The following is a 19,031-nucleotide window of genomic DNA, read 5'->3' on the forward strand; positions in this document are numbered from 1 at the left end:
GGCCCCCCCCCCCCCGCCCCCCCCCCCGCCCGGGGGGGGGGGGCCCCCCCGGGGGGGGGGGCCCCGGCCGGGGGGGGCGCCGGGGGGGGGGGGGGGCGCGCCCCCCCCCCCCGCACCCCTCAGCCGCCGGTCACGAAGGCGCCGAGGACCGCCGCCAGACGGCCCGGGTCGTCCGCCCCGCACAGCTCGCGCGCCGAGTGCATCGAGAGCCCCGGAACGCCCACGTCCACGGTCGGCACGCCCAGCCGGGCCGCCGTGAGCGGGCCGATCGAGGTGCCGCACGGCATCGCGTTGTGGGAGACGAACGGCTGCCAGGGCGCACCCGCCCGCTCGCACGCCGAGGCGAACACCGCGATCCCGGAGGAGTCGGTGGCGTACCGCTGGTTGACGTTGACCTTCACCGTCGGGCCGCCGTTGGGCAGCGGACGGTGGTCGGGGTCGTGGCGCTCCGCGTAGTTGGGGTGCACGGCGTGCGCCATGTCGGCCGAGACGCAGAACGCCCCCGACAGGGCACGCGCCCAGTCCTCAGGGCTGCCGCCCCTGGCCGTCACGGAACGGCTCAGCACCCGCTCCAGCAGGGGGCTCTGCGCCCCGGTGTCCGAACCGCTGCCGACCTCCTCGTGGTCGAAGGCCGCCAGCACCGGCACGTACGCGGGCTCCGCCCCCGAGGCGGCCGCCGCGGTCAGCGCGGTCACCCCGGCGTGCACCGAGACCAGATTGTCCAGCCGCGAGGACACCAGGAACTCCCGCTCCGCGCCCAGATATCCGGGCGGCTGGACGTCATGGAGCATCAGGTCCCAGCCCAGCACCTCGTCCGGATCCGCCTCGGCGGCCTCCGTGATCCGGCGCAGCAGCGCGCCCTCCTCGGCCCGGCCCAGCGACCAGACCGGCGCGAGGTGCCGCTGCCGGTCCAGGGCCAGACCGTCGTTGACGGTGCGGTCCAGATGGATCGCCAGCTGCGGTACGCGCAGCAGCGGTTCGTCGATCTGGACCAGCCGGGACTCGACGCGGCCACCGGGACCGCGCAGCGCGAGCCGGCCCGAGACGCCGAGATCGCGGTCGAGCCAGGTGTTGAGCGGGACCCCGCCGTAGATCTCCACGGCGATCTGCCGCCAGCCCGCCGACGCGGTGTCGGGGCTGGGCTTGACGCGCAGGTTCGGCGAGTCGGTGTGGGTGCCGATGATCCGGAACGGGGTGTGGGCGGGTGTCCCGGACGGGGCGTACCAGGCGATCAGGGCGCCGCCGCGGGCGACGAAGCAGCCCCCGGTCGTGCCCGTCCAGTCGTCGGTGCCGCGCAGCTCGCGGAAGCCGGCCTTCTCCAGCCGCTGGGCCGCGCTCGCCACCGCGTGGTACGGGGACGGGCTGGCGCTGATGAAGGAGAGCAGGTCGTCGGCGTGACTGCGAGGGGGTACCGGCGTCATGCGGTGTCCGCCTTTCCGGAGTGGGAGGGTGCGGGCGCGGGGGACCGGACCGCGGAGCGAGGGGGACGGTTCGGACAGGGGCGCGGGAACGGGGGCGGCCCCGGCAACGTCGGACAACTCACCGCACCGGCCGTCCGTCCCGCAAGCGGCGCGGCCGGGTACCTGCGGAAAAGAGGCGGTGGGGTGCGGGACCGGGCCCGGGACCCGTCCGCCGGGGCCCAGGAGGCGGAAGGGACCGGTGGGGCGGTACGGACCCGGCCCGCCCGGCCCCCGCGCCGCCCGCCGCCCGCCACGCGCACGGCCACGGAGGGCTCCGGCCGCCGCGACGGGGCGTGCGCCACCGGGCCGTACCCCGCGAGATTGGCTGGAATCAGTTGGTCGGGGCAGGGACCGCCGCACCGGTTCACGGCGCCGTCGCCGTCCCGCGCGCGCCCCGCACCCGGATCAGGAAGACCACCGCCACCAGCAGGGCCACCCCGTGCGACCACCCCACCACCGCCAGCGGGCTGAAGCGGTCCAGGGCCGCCGCCACGAGGATCATCCCGGCCCCGAAGCCCAGGTTCTCCACCGTCGCGGAGAGCCCGAAGGCATGCGCCCGCGGCCCGGCCGGCAGGGTCTGGAGATGCGAGGTGTACGCGACCTCGGTGAGCCCGTCGGCGGCCCCGGCGACCAGCGCGATCACCGCCGTGGCCACCGGCCCGAACCCCGCGAACGCCAGGACGAACGAGCCCGACATCAGACAGGTGCCGTAGCCGAAGGCCGCCGCCCCCGGCGCCCGGCCGGTCCGCTTCCCGTACCGCTGGACCGCCCGCTGGGCCGCGATGTTGCCCAGCGCCCACAGACACCAGAAGGCGCTGACGAACACGGCGGGGCGCGCGGCGTCGAGCGTGCTGGAGTAGACCGGCAGCGCCGCGTTGTGCGACGAGGAGCCCAGCGCGTCCACCCCGCGCAGCGCCACCATCAGCGCCATCCCCGGCACGGCGGACAGCGCGGCGAACGCGACGGGCATCCGCCGCCGGGCCGCCGGGGCCGCCTCCTCCGCCCGCTCCGGCCGCCGCTCCCCGCCGCCCGCGAACGGCAGCAGCGCCACCGTCACCGCGCAGACCGTGAACGTCGCCATGTCCACCACGAACGCGGCGGTGTACCCGACGAGCGAGACGACCACGCCCGCCGAGGCGAAACCGGCCACCATCGCCATCGAACGCCCGGTGATCGACAGCGAGTTCGCCCAGGACCGCCGCTCCTCGCCGACCATCTCCGGAATGGAACTGCGCAGCGCCACCATGAACAGCGTCCCGCACCCGCCGACCACCACGGAGACGGAGACCAGCGCCGCCGTCCGCAGGGCGTCCGGCGCGCAGATCAGCAGCAGCATCACCGCCGCCTGCGCGATATTCGTCCAGAGCATGATGCTTTTCGCCGTGAAACGCGCCAGCAGCGCGCCCGCCGTCAGCCCGGCGGCGAATCCGGAACCCAGCCGGACCGCCATGAACAGCCCCAGCGCGAGGGCCCGCCCCGTCGTCTCGTAGACGAACAGATTGAGCGCCACCATATTCAGGAACGTGCCGTACGAGGAGACGGCGTAACCCGCCACCAGGACGCGGTACCGCCGTTCACCGCGCGCGGAGCCGTCCGGCGTTCCGGCGGGGCGGCCGGGGGAGGGGGACTCGGTCTCGGACGTCATCCCGCCATGGTCGTCCGGTCCCCGCGAAGCTCCGCCGCCGGACCGAATGCGCAAAGGTAATCTGCATCCTTGTGAAGGACGATCATTCCCGCCCACCGATGTGTGATTGCCGCGAATCGTCGTCGGACGGCCGCGTGCGCGGCGACCGTCCCGTACCGGAGCGTCCGTGCGAGACGGCGCTCACCGCCTACCGCGGCGCACTGCGCACCGGCGGGCTTCCCGCCCCCGACGTGCCCGACTGCCTGCGGGCCCTGCATCTGATGGTCGCCGACCGCGAGGCCCCGGGACTCCTCATCCCCGTACCGCCCGAGACCGCCTCCCACGCCGCGCTCACCCCGCTCCGGGAAGCCGTCCTCGAACGCCGCCGCGCCCTGCGCGCCACCCGCACCGCGCTCTCCGTCTTCGAGACGCTGTACGCGGACGCGCACCGCACCAGCCGGCCCGAGCTCACCCGGCTCTCCGGCAGGGCCGTCATCAGCAAGGCGCTCGACGCCGGGGTGGCCGACTGCCGCGAGGAGGTGCGCACCGCCCATCCCGGCGGCGGCCGGCCCGCCGGCGTCCTGGAGGAGGCCCTCACCCGGGACCTGGGCAACCTCGGCCGGGGCGTCCACCAGCGCACGATCTACCAGCACACCGTCCGCTCCGACCGGGCCACGCTCGCCTACATCGAGCAGGTGACCGCCGCCGGGGCCGAGGTCAGGACCCTCGCCGAGGTCACCGACCGGGTCATCGTCTTCGACCGGGACCTGGCCTTCGTCCCCTTCTCCGACGCACCCAACGAGGCGCTGCGCATCCAGCACCCGTCCCTGGTCCGCTTCCTGGTCCGCGCCTTCGACGAGGCCTGGGCCCGCGCGGTCCCGGTCCGGCCCGAACGCACCCCGCTGCGCACCCCCGTCATCACCTCCGACCTCCAGCGCGCCATCCTCGTCGCGGTGGTCAACGGCGAGACGGACGCCGCCATCGCCCGGCGCATCGGCATGAGCCGCCGCAGCGTCGCCGAGCACATGCGGAAGGTCTCCGAGCAGCTGGGCAGCACCAGCCGCGCACAGCTCGGCTATCTGGTCGCGACCTCGGGACTGCTCGACGGCTGAGCCCGCGGCCCGGAGTCCCGGGCCGCGGGCCGTCGCCTCAGGCCAGGCCGGGGCCGCGCACCGGAATGCTGGTGAACGTGGGCGCCGGGGCGGGCTCGGTGAAGAAGTCGTTGCCCTTGTCGTCGACGACGACGAACGCCGGGAAGTCCTCCACCTCGATCCTCCAGACCGCCTCCATGCCGAGCTCCTCGTACTCGACGACCTCGACCTTCTTGATGCAGTCCTGCGCGAGCCGGGCCGCCGGGCCGCCGATCGAGCCGAGGTAGAAACCGCCGTGCGCGCCGCACGCGTCGGTGACCTGCTTCGAGCGGTTGCCCTTCGCCAGCATCACCTTGGAGCCGCCCGCCGCCTGGAACTGCGCGACATAGCTGTCCATCCGGCCGGCCGTCGTCGGGCCGAAGGAGCCGGAGGCGTAGCCCTCGGGCGTCTTCGCCGGACCCGCGTAGTACACCGGGTGGTCCTTCAGGTACTGCGGCATCTCCTCGCCCGCGTCGAGGCGTTCCTTGATCTTGGCGTGCGCGATGTCGCGCGCCACGACCAGCGGACCGGTCAGCGAGAGCCGGGTCTTGACCGGGTACTTGGTCAGCTCGGCCAGGATCTCGTCCATCGGCCGGTTGAGGTCGATCCGGACGACGTCGCCCCCGGTGTCCAGGTGCTCGTCGGTGGTGTCCGGCAGGAAGCGCGCCGGGTCCTTCTCCAGCTGCTCCAGGAAGACGCCCTCGGCGGTGATCTTCGCGGTGGCCTGGCGGTCGGCCGAGCAGGACACGGCGATGGCGACGGGCAGCGAGGCGCCGTGCCGGGGCAGACGCACCACGCGCACGTCGTGGCAGAAGTACTTCCCGCCGAACTGCGCGCCGATCCCGATCTTCTGCGTCAGCTCGAAGACCTTCTCCTCCAGCTCCTTGTCACGGAAGCCGTGACCGGTGGGGGAGCCCTCGGTGGGCAGCTCGTCCAGGTAGTGCGCGGAGGCGTACTTCGCGGTCTTCAGCGCGAACTCGGCGGACGTGCCGCCGACGACGATCGCCAGGTGGTACGGCGGGCAGGCCGCGGTGCCCAGCGAACGGATCTTCTCCTCCAGGAACTTCATCATGGAGGCCTCGTTGAGGACCGCCTTGGTCTCCTGGAAGAGGAACGACTTGTTGGCCGAGCCGCCGCCCTTGGCCATGAAGAGGAACTTGTACGCGCCGCCGTCGGTCGCGTACAGCTCGATCTGGGCCGGGAGGTTGGAGCCGGTGTTCTTCTCGTCCCACATCGTCAGCGGGGCCATCTGCGAGTAGCGCAGGTTGAGCTTGGTGTACGCGTCGAAGATGCCGTGCGACAGGGCCTCCTCGTCACCGCCCTCGGTCAGCACGTTCTGCCCGCGCTTGCCCATCACGATCGCGGTGCCGGTGTCCTGGCACATGGGCAGCACGCCCGCGGCGGCGATGTTCGCGTTCTTCAGCAGGTCGAGCGCGACGAACTTGTCGTTCGACGAGGCCTCCGGGTCGTCCACGATCCGCCGCAGCTGCGCCAGGTGGGCCGGGCGCAGATAGTGCGAGATGTCGTGCATGGCCTCGGCGGCCAGGGTGCGCAGCGCCTCCGGCTCGACCTTGAGGAACGTACGTCCGTCGGCCTCGAAGGTGGACACACCCTCGGCGGTGACCAGTCGGTACGGCGTGGTGTCCTCGCCCACGGGGAGCAGATCGGAGTACGCAAACTCTGGCATTACGGCCATTCCTCACTCGGCAGACAGCGGCTGGCCACCCTTGGACAGCGCACCCACCAGGGTAGGACCCCGCGCGGGCACCGGGCTTGTGAGGTAGGGCTCACCGTTCCCCGCGCGGATGTGCGCGACAGGCGGCGTCGCCCCCTAGTCGCGATCTATCGCGTTTGGGTACGCTGGGCCGGTGGACCTCGAAAAGCACCCCCAGCGGCCGGCCGCACCGGCGGAACCCGAAGGCATCCGCGCCTCCGACGCGGACCGCGACCGGATCGCGGACATCCTGCGGGAGGCGATGGCCGAGGGCCGGCTGACCGCCGACGAGCACGCCGAGCGGGTCGACTCGGTCTACCGCGCCAAGACCGTCGGGGAGCTCGAACCGCTCGTGCGGGACCTTCCGACACCGGGCGGCGTCCCGAGGGCGGCGGCCGCCCCCGCAGCCGACGTCCCGGAGGAGCCGGCGGGCCCGGCCGACAACCTGGTGGCGATCTTCAGCAGCTCCACCCGCAAGGGGCGCTGGCGCGTCGGCGCGCGCACGAACGCGTTCGCGCTGTTCGGCAGTGTCGAAATCGACCTGACCGAGGCCCTGTTCGGCCAGCGGCTCACCGTGATCAACGCGACCTCCGTCTTCGGCAGCGTCGAGATCAGGGTTCCGGAGAACATCTCGCTGCGCGGCAGCGGTACGGGCATCTTCGGGAATTTCGAAGTCGTCACGCTGGAATCGCCCGAGCCCGAGGCCCCGGTGGTCGTCGTCAACGGATATTCGGTGTTCGGCAGCGTCGAGGCAAAGCCCAAGCGCGGCAAGTTCATCGCGGATCTCCAGGACCGGGTGCGCAAACACCTCGACAAGCACCTGGACAGGAATCTCGGCAAACACCTCGGCCACTGACGGCGATTCGGCACGGATTCGGCAGCGAATCGGGGTCCGCGCATTTCCGCGGATTCCGAACGGAGTGCCACTCAGTGCATAGGCGTGCGTACAGCGGGTAGGGAGTGCTGCATCGTCTCTCGCTCGCGAAGCCGTCGTCAGGAGTAGACCGTGCTGTCACTGCCGCACCAGTCCCTGCAGGTCGCCGCCGTGCCTCCGCAGCGGTCCCCCGCCCGGGAGGACCAGGCCGGTCCCTGGCACTCGGAGGCGGTGTGCCGCCGGGACGAGGCCGGGCTGTTCTTCGCCCCGTCGAAGGAGCCGACCGCCGCCCGGCTGTCGCGGGAGGAGTCCGCCAAGCGGGTCTGCGCACGCTGCCCGGTGATGACCGAGTGCCGGGAGCACGCGCTGGTGCAGCCCGAGCCGTACGGGGTCTGGGGCGGTCTCACCGCGGCCGAGCGGCGGGTGGCGCTGGCCCGCAGACGCCGGCGCGAGGTGGAGCTCAAGGCCTCCGGGGCGGCCGGCCGCGTCGCGGCGGCGGGCTGAGGCGCCCGCACCGCGCACCCCGAATCCCGACCCCCGTTCCCGGGTTGCCGTTCCGGATCCGGTCCCGTCCGCGCGAAGAGGCGCCCCCACCGCACATGGGGGGCGCCTCTTCGGGCGGACGGGGCCGGGGCGTGCGGACCGCCGCGCGGGGTTCACCCCGCGCGGCGGGGACTCACTTCGCCCGGTCGAAGTCGATGGCGCTGTAGGCGCGCAGCTTCGAGAGCCGGTGGGTGGAGTCGATCTTCCGGATGGTGCCGGACTTGGACCGCATGACGATGGACTCGGTGGTCGCGGTCTCCGAGCGGTAGCGCACCCCGCGCATCAGCTCGCCGTCCGTGATGCCGGTCGCCACGAAGAACACGTTGTCGCCGCTGACCAGGTCGTCCGTGGACAGCACCCGGTCCAGGTCGTGCCCGGCGTCCAGGGCGCGCTGCCGTTCGGCCTCGTCCTTGGGCCAGAGCTTGCCCTGGATCACCCCGCCGAGGCACTTTATGGCGCAGGCCGAGATGATCCCCTCGGGCGTGCCGCCGATGCCCATGAGCAGGTCGACGCCGGTGCCCTCGCGGGCGGCCATGATGGAGCCGGCCACATCGCCGTCGGAGATGAACTTGATCCGGGCGCCGGTCTCCCGGATCTCCTTGACGATGCCCTCGTGGCGCGGCCGGTCCAGGACGACGACGGTGACGTCCTCGGGCATCGAGTTCTTCGCCCGCGCGACGCGGCGGATGTTGACGGAGACCGGGGCGTTGATGTCGACGAAGTCGGCGGCCTCCGGGCCCGTCACCAGCTTGTCCATGTAGAACACGGCGGACGGGTCGAACATGGCGCCCCGGTCGGCGGCGGCCAGCACGGCGATCGCGTTGGGCATGCCCTTGGCGTTCAGCGTCGTGCCGTCGATCGGGTCGACCGCGATGTCGACCTCGGGCCCGGTGCCGTCGCCGACGCGCTCGCCGTTGAACAGCATGGGGGCCTCGTCCTTCTCGCCCTCACCGATGACGACGACGCCGTTCATCGACACGGTGGAGACGAGGGTCCGCATGGCCTTCACGGCGGCGCCGTCGGCGCCGATCTTGTCCCCGCGGCCGACCCAGCGCCCGGCGGCCATGGCGGCGGCCTCGGTGACCCGGACCAGCTCCAGGGCGAGGTTGCGGTCGGGGGCCTCCGGGGAGACCTCCAACTGCGACGGCAGATGATGCTCGGACATCGGAGCGCACCTTTCTGTACGACGACGACCGGATGAGGGTGATGTGACTCTATCGCCACGTCGATAAAATGAGCAGACCGGGTCACGTTTGAGCGGATGCCCCCGGTTCGGGCGCGTCGGCGCTGATGCGACGATGGGTCCGTGGCAAAGCAGCGTGGCAAGCAGACAGCGCGGGACATGTTCCTGTCGGTGATGGTGATCGCCGCCGTGGCGGGCGTCGTCTACCTCTTCGTTCCGCACGACGACAAGGCCGACCCGGTCAAGGCCGTCGACTACCGGGTGGAGCTCCTGACCGCCCGGCGCGCGGCCCCGTACCCGGTGGCGGCCCCCGGCGGGCTGGCGGAGGAGTGGAAGGCGACCTCCGTGCGGTACAACGGCGCCTCCGGCAACAGCTGGCACCTGGGCTTCATCGACCCGGACGGGAAGTACGTCGCGGTCGAGCAGTCGACCGCCGCGGCCGGCAAGTACGTCACCGAGGTGAGCCAGCAGGCCAAGGACACCGGCCGCACCCAGCAGGTGGCCGGGGAGACCTGGCAGCGCTGGGAGGGCCCGCGCTACGACGCGCTGGTGCGCCACGACAAGGGCGCCACGACGGTCGTGACCGGCTCGGCGTCGGCGGAGCGGCTGGCCGAGATGGCGGCGGCGCTCAAGACCTCCTGAGCGGGTACGGAAAAGGCCCCGGAGCGGTGCTCCGGGGCCTTTTCCGTGTGCGTACGCCCCTGGGGGCGGCGGCTCAGACGGTCTTGACGACCTCGTCGTAGGCCAGGCGCGGCAGACGCGGGAACCAGGCGTCCTCGCCCGGCTTGCCGATGTTGACGACCATGAGGAGGCTGTGGTCGCCGTCCAGGAACTCCTTCTCGATGCCCGCGGCGTCGAAGCCGGTCATCGGGCCGGCGGCCAGACCGGCGGCGCGGACGCCGATGATGAAGTAGGCGGCCTGGAGGGCGGCGTTCAGACCGGCGGCCGACTCACGGACCGGGCGCTCGGAGAAGAACGCGTCCTTGGCCTGCGGGAAGTGCGGCAGCAGGGCCGGGAGCTCCTCGTGGAACTCGTTGTCGGCGGCCAGGATCGCGACCAGCGGGGCGGTCGAGGTCTTGGGCTGGTTGCCCTCGGCCATGTGCGAGACCAGACGGGCGCGGGCCTCGTCCGAGCGGACCAGGACGACGCGCAGTGGCGACTGGTTGAAGGCGGTCGGGCCGTACTTGACCAGGTCGTAGATCGCCTGGACCTGCTCGTCGCTGACCGGCTCGTCGGTGAACGTGTTGGCGGTACGGGCCTCGCGGAAGAGGAGGTCCTGGGCGGCGGGGTCAAGAGCGAGGGACATCGTGGGGATTACCTTCCGGACGTACACGGGGGATCGAGCAACGCGGATCACCGTACGGCAGGATTAGGTTAACTTTCAACTAAAACGGCCGGGGAGTGATCCACTCCACAGCGCGGCCCCCTTGCGCCCGCGCACCTACTCGGTACCCGCGGACCGTCCGCCCTCCGGCCCGTCGCCCGGGTCCGCCAGGGCCGCGTCGAGCCGGGCCCGCGCGCCCTCCAGCCAGCGGCGGCACACACCGGCCAGCTCCTCACCGCGCTCCCAGAGCGCGAGGGAGTCCTCCAGCGAGGTCCCGCCCGCCTCCAGCCGGCGCACCACCTCGATCAGCTCGTCGCGCGCCTGCTCGTAGCCGAGCGTGCCCGTCGCCGCCGTGGCGGCGGAGGCCGCGCTCTGGTCGTCCGTCATGTGATCCACCCTATGCGTCGGCTCGGTCGGTCTGATCGGCTGCCGCCTCGTCCGGTGCGGCGACCTGTACGGTGAACTCGCCGCCCGAGACCCGGGCCCGCAGCGCGTCCCCGGCCCCGCCGGCGTCCGCGGGGGAGCGGACGACGTGGCCGTCCGCCCGCTGGAGGACCGCGTAGCCGCGCTCCAGGGTGGCGGCGGGGGAGAGCGCGACGACCCGGGCCCGGGTGTGGGCCAGCTCCGAGTCCGCCCGGTCCAGCAGATGGCCCAGCACCCGCCGGCCGCGGCCGATCAGCGCGTCCACCTCGGCGGCGCGCTCGTCCACCATGCGGTGCGGGTGCTCCATCGAGGGCCGCCCCAGGGCATGGGCCAGTCCCCGCTCCTCCCGGTCGAGCAGCCCCCGTACCGTCCGCAGCGCCCGGTCCCGCAGCTGGCGCACCCGGTCCAGCTCCTCGCCCACGTCCGGCACGACTTTCTTCGCCGCGTCGGTGGGCGTGGAGGCGCGGACGTCCGCGACCAGGTCGAGCAGCGGGGAGTCCGGCTCGTGCCCGATCGCGGAGACGACCGGGGTGCGGCACTGCGCGACCGCACGGATCAGCTGCTCGTCCGAGAACGGCAGCAGATCCTCCACGCTGCCCCCGCCGCGCGCCACGACGATCACGTCCACCTCGTCGAGCGCGTCCAGTTCCTTGACCGCCCGCACCACCTGATTCACCGCGTGCACCCCCTGCACCGCGGTGTTGCGCACCTCGAAGCGGACGGCCGGCCAGCGGCGGCGGGCGTTCTCCAGCACATCGCGCTCGGCCGCCGAGGCCCGCCCGCAGACCAGCCCGATCAGCTGCGGCAGGAACGGCAGCGGCTTCTTGCGGTCGGCGGCGAACAGTCCCTCGCCCGCCAGGGACCGCTTCAGCTGCTCCAGCCGTACCAGCAGCTCACCGATGCCCACCGGCCGTATCTCCGTGGCCCGCAGCGAGAGCTGGCCGCGCGGCGCGTACCACTCGGGCTTGGCGAGGACGACGACCCGCGCCCCCTCCGTCACCACGTCCGCGATCCGGTCGAACACCTGGCGGAAACAGGTCACGCCCACCGAGATGTCGTGCGAGGGATCGCGCAGCGTCAGGAAGACCACACCGGCCCCCGGCCGCCGCGAGAGCTGCGTGATCTGCCCCTCGACCCAGACCGCGCCCAGCCGGTCGATCCAGCCCCCGATCAGCCGCGACACGTCACCGACCGGCAGCGGGGCGTCCGGAGAAGTTTGCAGAGCCATGCCGTGAGCGTATCGGCCGCCACCGACAACGAACGGCGCTACGGCCGTCCCGCCACCCGGCCCCGCTGGGCGAGGAGCACCGCCAGCCCCACCACCAGCCAGCAGGCACCGACGACCTGGGCGCTGCCCGTCGCCTCCACGATCACCGCGATCAGGATGCCCGCCCCGACCACCGGGACCAGGACATGACGCCACCAGACGGGCGGCCCCTCCATCCGGCGCACCGCGAACCAGCCGACCACCGACGCGTGGAGCAGCACGAACGCGGTCAGCGCCCCGATGTCCACCACCGAGACCAGATGGTCGAGACCGTCGTCGCGCCGGGCCGCCCACACCGCCGCGACCAGGGTGATGACGGCCGCGATCAGGATCGCCGGACGCGGCACGCCCGACCGCGCGTCGACCTTGGCCAGCAGCGCGGGCAGCCGGCGCTCCCGGGCCATCGCGAAGACCAGCCGCCCGGCCGCCGCCTGCCCCGCCAGCGCCGCGAACGCCGCCCCGATCGCCTTGCTGACCGCCACGAGGTCGTGCAGCCACGTGCCGACCGCGGAATCCACCGTGTCGTAGAAGGCCGATCCCTGCGCCTCCGGGTCGGCAGCCAGCTCGGCCGACGACATCGGCTCCAGGAGCGCCGCCAGATACCCCTGGGCGACGAACAGCACCCCCGCGAACACCAGACAGAACAGCACCGCGCGGGCCACCTTCTCCGAACCGCCCGTCACCTCCTCGGCGAAGGAGGCGATGGCGTCGAAGCCCAGATAGGAGAGCACCGCCACCGAGACCGCGCCCAGCACGGCCGTCGCCGAGAACCCGGAATCCCCGGTGAGCGGCGACAGCCAGCCGCGCTGCGCCCCGTCCCGGACGAGCACGACCACCGCCGAGCCCAGGAAGACCAGCAGCACGGCGATCTCCATGGCCAGCACCGCGAAGCCGACCCGGGCCGCCGCCCGGACCCCCCACAGGTTGAGGAAGGTGGTGAGGACCACCGCGAGGGCCGTCCACACCCAGCGCGAGACCTCCGGGACCAGGGCGTTCATCGCGATGCCCGAGAAGAGGTACGCGACGGCCGGGATCAGCAGGTAGTCGAGCATCGCCATCCACCCGGCGACGAACCCCGCCCCCTCGCCGAGCCCCTTGCGCGCGTACGCGAACACCGAACCGGCCAGCGGAGCCACCCGCACCATCTGGGCGTAACTGAACGCGGTGAACGCCATCACGACCGTCGCGGCGACATAGACGAGCGCCACGGCCCCGTCCGACTTGGCGTCCAGCGTGCCGAACACGCCGACCGGGGCCATCGGGGCGATGAACAGCAGCCCGTAGACCACCAGGTCCCGGAAGCCGAGCGTCCGCCGCAGGCGCGCCTGCTCCGTGGAGCCGGAATCCGTAGCGTTGCCGGCCATGAGCCCTCCGTAGGTAGCGTCGTGATCAGTCTCCCGACCCGCCGCGCCCCGCGCCCGTCAGGTGCGTCCTTACGGCCCCGCCCGCCGCGGGGGAGGCCGTTACGATGGGGCGCATGACTGCTACGACCCCCCGACGCGTCCTCCTCGCCGCTCCCCGTGGCTACTGCGCGGGCGTGGACCGTGCCGTGATCGCCGTGGAGAAGGCCCTGGAGCAGTACGGCTCCCCGGTCTACGTGCGCCACGAGATCGTCCACAACAAGTACGTCGTGCAGACCCTGGAGAAGAAGGGCGCGATCTTCGTCGAGGAGACGGCGGAGGTCCCCGAGGGCTCGATCGTCATGTTCTCCGCGCACGGCGTCGCCCCGACCGTGCACCAGGAGGCGGCCGAGCGGAAGCTCGCCACGATCGACGCCACCTGCCCGCTCGTCACCAAGGTCCACAAGGAGGCCGTCCGCTTCGCGCAGGACGACTTCGACATCCTCCTGATCGGCCACGAGGGCCACGAGGAGGTCATCGGCACCTCCGGCGAGGCCCCCGACCACATCACCCTGGTCGACGGCCCCGAGGACGTCGCGAACGTCGAGGTACGCGACCCGTCCAAGGTCGTCTGGCTCTCCCAGACCACGCTCTCGGTCGACGAGACGATGGAGACCGTCGGCGCGCTCAAGGAGAAGTTCCCCCTCCTGATCTCGCCGCCCAGCGACGACATCTGCTACGCCACGCAGAACCGCCAGATCGCGGTGAAGCAGATGGGCGCCGACGCCGACCTGGTGATCGTCGTCGGTTCCAAGAACTCCTCGAACTCGGTCCGGCTGGTCGAGGTCGCCCTCGGCGCCGGCGCGGGCGCCTCCCATCTGGTCGACGGCGCCGACGAGATCGACGAGGCCTGGCTGGAGGGCGTCTCCACGGTCGGCGTCACCTCCGGCGCCTCCGTGCCCGAGGTGCTGGTCGACGGGGTGCTGGCCTGGCTGGCCGAGCGCGGTTTCGAGGACGTGGAGATCGTCAAGGCGGCGGAGGAGTCCATCGTCTTCTCGCTGCCGAAGGAACTCCGCCGCGACCTGCGCGCCGAGGCGGCGGAGCTGGCGGCCGAGTAGCCGCGGCGGGGGCACGCGGTTCCTCCGGGCTTCCCGTTCCGGAAGTGGGCGGGCCCGGCTGCCCGTACCGTGGATCCCATGGAGATCTTCGGTGTGGACATCGGTGGTTCCGGTATCAAGGGCGCGCCCGTGGACCTGGACCGCGGCGACCTGGCGCAGCCGCGCCACAAGGTGCTCACCCCGCATCCGGCCACCCCTGAGGACGTGGCCGGATGCGTGGCCGAGGTGGTCGGCCACTTCGACTGGAAGGGCCCGGTCGGCATCACCTTCCCGGGCGTCGTCACGGACGGTCTGACGCGCACCGCGGCCAATGTGGACAAGGGCTGGATCGACCTGGACGCCCGCACCCTGCTCAGCGGGAAGCTGGGCCTCCCGGTCACGCTGCTGAACGACGCGGACGCGGCCGGCATCGCCGAGATGACCTTCGGCGCGGGCCGGGGCCGCAAGGGCACCGTGATCGTGCTGACCCTCGGTACGGGCATCGGCAGCGCGCTCTTCATCGACGGCAGGCTCGTCCCCAACACGGAGCTGGGCCATCTGGAGCTGCACGGCCACGACGCCGAGAAGCACGCCTCCACGAAGGCCAAGGAGGACGAGGACCTGAGCTGGCACCACTGGGCGCACCGGGTGCAGAAGTACCTGGCCCATGTGGAGATGCTGTTCTCGCCGGAGCTGTTCGTCATCGGCGGGGGCGTCAGCCGGAAGGCCGACAAGTTCCTGCCGCTGATCGAGCACGTGCGGGCCGAGATGGTCCCGGCGGAGCTGCAGAACAACGCGGGGATCGTCGGCGCGGCGATGGCGGCGGCGGGGCGCTGAGGCCCCGCCCCTCACTGCGGTGTGGTGCGGCGGGGCGTCCGGCCCGCGGGCCGGGGCGCGGCGGCGGGGGAGCCGGCGGGCCGGCCGGTGTGGGCGGCGATGACGAGCCGCCGCTGCCGGGCCCGCATCAGCCGGACCTTGCGTACGGTGGCGATGATCCCGGCCACGAGGGTGCCGCCGTACAGCCAGCCGGCGTGCACGGCGAGCGCGGTGACGACGGCCATGGTCTGCCCGCCGAAGCCGCCCGTTCCGCCGGCGATCGGGATGACGCCGACGGCGAAGGCGATCGGGACGCTGATCGGCGCGGTGACCAGGTCGGCGGGGCGCACCCAGAGCGCGGTGAGCGCGCTGACCGGCAGGAAGAGCACGCCGTAGACGGTGGGCGAGGCGTCGAGGGCCAGCCAGTCCAGGCAGGCCAGGACGAACATCACGGCGGCGGCGAAGAGCCCCGCCCCGATCCCGGTCAGCCGCGGGTTCGGCAGCCGCCGCAGGACCGGCACGGACGGGCCCCCCGGACGGGCCGCGCCGCCGGTCCCCCGGTGGACGGTCGCCCCGGACCCCTGACCGGCGCGGGCGCCGGCGCCCGGGGCCGCATGGGTTTTGAGCGGGGACAGGGGGGTCTGACGGGTCTGCCTGCGCTGCGGGGGACGTGTCCTGGGCTGCTCCACCGGGACAACGTAGGTCGCCGGGTGCGGGGAAGCGGGTGCGGGACACGCGCTTTGGCCGACCTTGGCGATGAGTTCGATGCCACACGGCCCAACGGGAACCGGTCAGGGCCCCGGCGCAGGGGCGTGGACGGGGAGGTCCGCGCGCCCTCGCGCGGGACGGGGCGTTCCGCGCGACGGCGCGCGCGAACGGGGAGTTCCGCGCTGCGCCTAGACTCGTCCGCATGGTTCGGGCGTCCCGCGGTGAGATGACCCCGGGGATGTGGCGGCGCGAGGCGGGCACGGTGATGCGCCGGGCCGGGGCGCTGCCGGAGCGGCCCGGGGCCCCCGGTGCCGTCGTCGCGGAGTTCCGGGTCGTCCCCGCCCCCACGGAATGGTCGCCGCACGCCCACCACCTGCACGAACTCGTCTGGGTGCGCGGCGGGACGCTGACCTCCCGGGTCGGCGACCGCGTCTTCACCGTGTTCGAGGGACACGGACTGTGGATGCCCGCCGGAGTGGTGCACGCAGGCCGGGCGACGGAGGGCGCGCGGTTCCACGACGCCTTCTTCGCCCCCGACCGCACACCGATCGCGTTCGGGGAACCGAAGGCCATCGAGATGACGCCGCTGCTCACGTCCCTGCTCACCCATCTGGCGCGCACCGATCTCGACGAGGCGGCCCGGCTGCGGGCGGAGTCCGTCGTGTTCGACGTGATCCGGCCCTCGGAGCACCAGCTCGCGCTGCGGCTGCCCGGCGACCCCCGGATCGACGCGATCGCCGAAGCCCTGCTCGACGACCCCGCCGACGGGCGTTCGCTGGAGGACTGGGCGCGGGAGCTGGGGAGCAGCGACCGTACGGTCACCCGCGCCTTCCGCCGGACGACGGGTCTCTCCTTCGCGCAGTGGCGGCAGATGCTGAGGGTGCACCGGGCCCTGATGCTGCTGTCCGACGGATGGGATGTGACGTCGGTCTCCGAGAGCCTCGGCTACGCCCAGCCCAGCACCTTCATCGCCGCGTTCCGGCGGGTCATGGGAACCACGCCCGGCGCGTTCTTCGGCACTGCGGACCCGGTGTCCGGGCGGGCCCCGGAGCCCTTGAGCCCGTGATCCCCTGATGCACCTGATCCCCTGATCCCCTAAAACCCCTGAAGCCCTGATCCCCTGAGGCAGGGCTGACGCGGCCCTCCGGGGTGTCCGGAATCCCGTATCGGGTGGCGAGAACGCCTGATTGTCGGCCCGCTAAGCGGAATATAGACTTCCCGAAGTTAGGTAACCCTTAGTTGTTGCTCGACGTGCTCGGCGCTGCCCGTGTGCGGACGGGCGCGCGGCCCGGCCGGTGACGGCAGGGCGGGGTGCCGCCGCCCGCGCCCCTGCGACCATCCGGACCCTCTCATGCTCACCAGCCCCTTCCGGCGTACCGGAGAACCCCCGGCCCGTTCCGCGACAGCCCCGGCCGCCGCGCTCAACGGGCGCGACCTGGTGCTGCGCTACGGCGGCGAACAGGTCGTCCACGGGGTCTCGGTCACCCTGGAATCCGGCCGGGTGACGGCCCTCGTCGGGCCGAACGGCAGCGGGAAGTCCACGCTGCTGCGCGCGCTCGCCCGGCTGCACCGGGCGGACGCGGGCCGGGTGACGCTCGGCGTCCCCGACGGGCCCGAGGAGTACGACGCGGCGCTGCTCACCCCCCGCCGGTTCGCCCGCGAGGTGACGCTGTTCTCCCAGTCGCGGCCCGCTCCCCAGGGGCTGACGGTCGCGGAGGTCGTGGCCTTCGGACGCCACCCCTACCGGCGCGGCTTCGCCGGACCGGCCCCCGAGGACACGGCCGCCGTCGACCGGGCCATGGGCGTCACCGGCGTACGGGACATGGCGGCCCGCCAGGTCGGCGAACTGTCCGGCGGGGAGATGCAGCGGGTGTGGCTCGCCGCCTGCCTCGCCCAGGACACCGGCGTCGTCCTGCTGGACGAACCCACCAACCACCTGGATCTCAGGTACCAGTTCGAGACGCTCGACCTGGTGCGGGACCTCGTGGAACAGCACGGCATCGCGGTCGGCATCGTGCTGCACGACCTGGACCACGCCGCCCGGATCGCGGACACGCTCGTCCTCATGCGGGACGGCCGGGTGTACGCGGCCGGACCACCCGCCGACGTCCTCACCGCCGAGAACATCGGCGAGGTCTACGACATCCGCGTCGAGGCCGCCATCGACCCGCGTACGGGCCGTCTGCGCATCGACCCGCTCGGGCGCCACCTCTCCTGACCCGCGCCACCCTCCCGGAGCGGCCCGTACGCCGCCCCTTCGAATCGTTTCAGACCGGTCCGTCCGACCGGTCGGAGAAAGAGAACCCTCATGAACCGTGCCCGCCGCCTGACGTCCGCAGCCGCCTCGGCCGGACTCGCCCTGTTCGCCCTCACGTCCTGCGGGACGACCGACGCCGATTCGGTCAAGGCCGGCAGCAGCGCCGACCCGTCCCCCGCGTCGAAGGACTGCGCCCAGGACACCACGGCCACCTCGACCGGGCCGGTCACCCTCACGGACGGCGTCGGCCGCCAGGTGAAGCTCGACAAGCCCGCCAAGCGCATCGCCGTCCTGGAATGGCAGCAGGTCGAGGACGCGCTGACCCTCTGCGTCACCCCCACCGCGGTCTCCGACGTCAAGGGGTACAGCACCTGGGTCAGCGCGGAGAAGCTGCCCGCCGGGGTGACGGACATCGGCACCCGCGAGGAGCCCGACCTCGACACCCTCTACGCGACTGAGCCCGACCTCATCGTCGTCGAGGCGTTCGACGCCAAGGACGAGACGATCAAGAAGCTGGAGAAGCGCGGCGTCCCCGTGATGGCCACGCGCGGCGCGAACCCCAAGGACCCGATCGGGAACATGCGCGAGGTGTTCGGCATGATCGGCAAGGCGACCGGCCGCACCGAACGGGCCGACCAGGTGCTCAAGGAGTTCGACGCCCACCTGGCCGAGGCCAAGCAGAAGGTCGTCGACGCCGACCTGCCGACCCGCGACTTCGTGTTCTTCGACGGCTGGCTGGAGGGCGGCAACCTCACCGTCCGCCCCTACAGCGACGGCGCCCTCTTCACCGAACTCGGCAAGGAACTCGGACTGAAGCCCGCCTGGACCAGCAGCGTCGACAAGAAGCACGGCAACGGAGGCGTCGACCCCTCCTACGGCCTCGCGCAGACGGACGTCGAAGGACTCGTCGCCGTGGGCGGCGCCAACCTCTTCTACGCCAACGACGAGGGCGCCGGCGGATACGTCGCCGCGCTGGAGAAGAACCCGATCTGGAAGACCCTCCCGGCCGTGAAGGAAGGCCGCGCCCACGCCTTCCCGGCACGGGTGTGGGGCGCCGGCGGCCCCCGCTCCAACGAGCAGGCGATCGACGCCTACGTCGACGTACTCGACAAGAAGTGAGCACCGGGCACGGGGCGGGGGCGGAACGGGCTGTGTCGGGACGGGTTGCGTCGGATCGGGCCGTGTCGGGATCGGCTGTGTCGGATCGGGCCGTGTCGGAACCGACTGCGTCAGGACCGGCTGTGTCGGAACCGGCTGTGTCGGAACCGGTT

The 19,031-nt window shown here is 72.6% G+C and carries 18 protein-coding genes; 9 read left to right on the forward strand and 9 right to left on the reverse strand.

Annotation, left to right across the window (positions count from 1 at the left end; genetic code table 11):
- Window positions 1-119: 119 nt before the first annotated feature.
- Together ACZ4FH_RS32175 and ACZ4FH_RS32180 are read right to left on the reverse strand one after the other, a co-directional pair.
- Window positions 120-1,421, reverse strand: coding sequence for a M18 family aminopeptidase (locus ACZ4FH_RS32175; protein WP_467309314.1), 1,302 nt, complete (start codon window positions 1,419-1,421; stop codon window positions 120-122).
- 403 nt (window positions 1,422-1,824) lie between these two features.
- Window positions 1,825-3,015, reverse strand: coding sequence for an MFS transporter (locus ACZ4FH_RS32180; RefSeq protein ID WP_467309387.1), 1,191 nt, complete (start codon window positions 3,013-3,015; stop codon window positions 1,825-1,827).
- A 161-nt stretch (window positions 3,016-3,176) separates the two neighbouring features.
- On the opposite strand from ACZ4FH_RS32180, the gene ACZ4FH_RS32185 reads away from it, so the two are divergent.
- Window positions 3,177-4,196, forward strand: coding sequence for a LuxR C-terminal-related transcriptional regulator (locus ACZ4FH_RS32185; protein WP_467309315.1), 1,020 nt, complete (start codon window positions 3,177-3,179; stop codon window positions 4,194-4,196).
- Window positions 4,197-4,233: 37 nt separating this feature from the next.
- On the opposite strand, the gene ACZ4FH_RS32190 is transcribed toward ACZ4FH_RS32185, so the two are convergent.
- The gene (locus tag ACZ4FH_RS32190; RefSeq protein WP_467309316.1) at window positions 4,234-5,910 is read right to left on the reverse strand and encodes a fumarate hydratase; all 1,677 of its coding nucleotides are present in this window, start codon (window positions 5,908-5,910) and stop codon (window positions 4,234-4,236) included.
- A 172-nt stretch (window positions 5,911-6,082) separates the two neighbouring features.
- Between ACZ4FH_RS32190 and ACZ4FH_RS32195 the strand changes: the two genes are divergently transcribed.
- Together ACZ4FH_RS32195 and ACZ4FH_RS32200 are read left to right on the forward strand one after the other, a co-directional pair.
- Complete coding sequence (locus ACZ4FH_RS32195; protein WP_467309317.1) at window positions 6,083-6,784, forward strand: DUF1707 SHOCT-like domain-containing protein; 702 nt, start codon at window positions 6,083-6,085, stop codon at window positions 6,782-6,784.
- Window positions 6,785-6,934: 150 nt separating this feature from the next.
- A complete protein-coding gene (locus ACZ4FH_RS32200; RefSeq protein ID WP_467309318.1) occupies window positions 6,935-7,306 on the forward strand; it encodes a WhiB family transcriptional regulator in 372 nt (123 codons plus the stop codon).
- 172 nt (window positions 7,307-7,478) lie between these two features.
- Here ACZ4FH_RS32200 and glpX read toward each other — a convergent pair whose 3' ends face one another.
- Window positions 7,479-8,510, reverse strand: coding sequence for a class II fructose-bisphosphatase (gene glpX / locus ACZ4FH_RS32205; RefSeq protein WP_467309319.1), 1,032 nt, complete (start codon window positions 8,508-8,510; stop codon window positions 7,479-7,481).
- 141 nt (window positions 8,511-8,651) lie between these two features.
- Here glpX and ACZ4FH_RS32210 point away from each other — a divergent pair, with 141 nt between their 5' ends.
- Window positions 8,652-9,170: a DUF4245 domain-containing protein gene (locus tag ACZ4FH_RS32210; protein ID WP_467309320.1), complete on the forward strand. Its 519-nt coding sequence runs from the start codon at window positions 8,652-8,654 to the stop codon at window positions 9,168-9,170.
- A 73-nt stretch (window positions 9,171-9,243) separates the two neighbouring features.
- Here ACZ4FH_RS32210 and ACZ4FH_RS32215 read toward each other — a convergent pair whose 3' ends face one another.
- The 4 genes from ACZ4FH_RS32215 to ACZ4FH_RS32230 form a co-directional block, all read right to left on the reverse strand.
- The gene (locus tag ACZ4FH_RS32215) at window positions 9,244-9,834 is read right to left on the reverse strand and encodes a malonic semialdehyde reductase (RefSeq protein WP_467309321.1); all 591 of its coding nucleotides are present in this window, start codon (window positions 9,832-9,834) and stop codon (window positions 9,244-9,246) included.
- A gap of 135 nt (window positions 9,835-9,969) precedes the next feature.
- Complete coding sequence (locus ACZ4FH_RS32220) at window positions 9,970-10,239, reverse strand: exodeoxyribonuclease VII small subunit (protein ID WP_467309322.1); 270 nt, start codon at window positions 10,237-10,239, stop codon at window positions 9,970-9,972.
- Window positions 10,240-10,249: 10 nt separating this feature from the next.
- Window positions 10,250-11,503: an exodeoxyribonuclease VII large subunit gene (gene xseA, locus ACZ4FH_RS32225; RefSeq protein WP_467309323.1), complete on the reverse strand. Its 1,254-nt coding sequence runs from the start codon at window positions 11,501-11,503 to the stop codon at window positions 10,250-10,252.
- Window positions 11,504-11,541: 38 nt separating this feature from the next.
- Complete coding sequence (locus ACZ4FH_RS32230; protein WP_467309324.1) at window positions 11,542-12,906, reverse strand: APC family permease; 1,365 nt, start codon at window positions 12,904-12,906, stop codon at window positions 11,542-11,544.
- A 104-nt stretch (window positions 12,907-13,010) separates the two neighbouring features.
- On the opposite strand from ACZ4FH_RS32230, the gene ACZ4FH_RS32235 reads away from it, so the two are divergent.
- The gene (locus ACZ4FH_RS32235; protein ID WP_383634485.1) at window positions 13,011-14,000 is read left to right on the forward strand and encodes a 4-hydroxy-3-methylbut-2-enyl diphosphate reductase; all 990 of its coding nucleotides are present in this window, start codon (window positions 13,011-13,013) and stop codon (window positions 13,998-14,000) included.
- A gap of 78 nt (window positions 14,001-14,078) precedes the next feature.
- Window positions 14,079-14,816 carry a polyphosphate--glucose phosphotransferase gene (gene ppgK, locus ACZ4FH_RS32240; protein WP_467309325.1) on the forward strand — a complete coding sequence of 246 codons (738 nt, stop codon included), beginning with the start codon at window positions 14,079-14,081 and terminating at the stop codon, window positions 14,814-14,816.
- Between the two features lie 11 nt (window positions 14,817-14,827).
- Here the strand turns inward: ppgK and ACZ4FH_RS32245 are convergent, their stop codons facing one another.
- Window positions 14,828-15,484, reverse strand: a complete 657-nt coding sequence (locus ACZ4FH_RS32245) for a DUF6542 domain-containing protein (RefSeq protein ID WP_467309326.1) — start codon at window positions 15,482-15,484, stop codon at window positions 14,828-14,830.
- Window positions 15,485-15,705: 221 nt separating this feature from the next.
- Here ACZ4FH_RS32245 and ACZ4FH_RS32250 point away from each other — a divergent pair, with 221 nt between their 5' ends.
- From ACZ4FH_RS32250 to ACZ4FH_RS32260, 3 genes are all read left to right on the forward strand, one after another.
- Window positions 15,706-16,569, forward strand: a complete 864-nt coding sequence (locus ACZ4FH_RS32250; protein ID WP_467309327.1) for a helix-turn-helix domain-containing protein — start codon at window positions 15,706-15,708, stop codon at window positions 16,567-16,569.
- Window positions 16,570-16,854: 285 nt separating this feature from the next.
- On the forward strand, window positions 16,855-17,721 hold the full coding sequence (locus ACZ4FH_RS32255) for an ABC transporter ATP-binding protein (protein ID WP_467309328.1): 867 nt from the start codon (window positions 16,855-16,857) through the stop codon (window positions 17,719-17,721).
- Between the two features lie 90 nt (window positions 17,722-17,811).
- Window positions 17,812-18,879: an iron-siderophore ABC transporter substrate-binding protein gene (locus tag ACZ4FH_RS32260; RefSeq protein WP_467309329.1), complete on the forward strand. Its 1,068-nt coding sequence runs from the start codon at window positions 17,812-17,814 to the stop codon at window positions 18,877-18,879.
- Window positions 18,880-19,031 lie beyond the last annotated feature (152 nt).

The organism is Streptomyces sp. NPDC024555 (assembly GCF_055559335.1).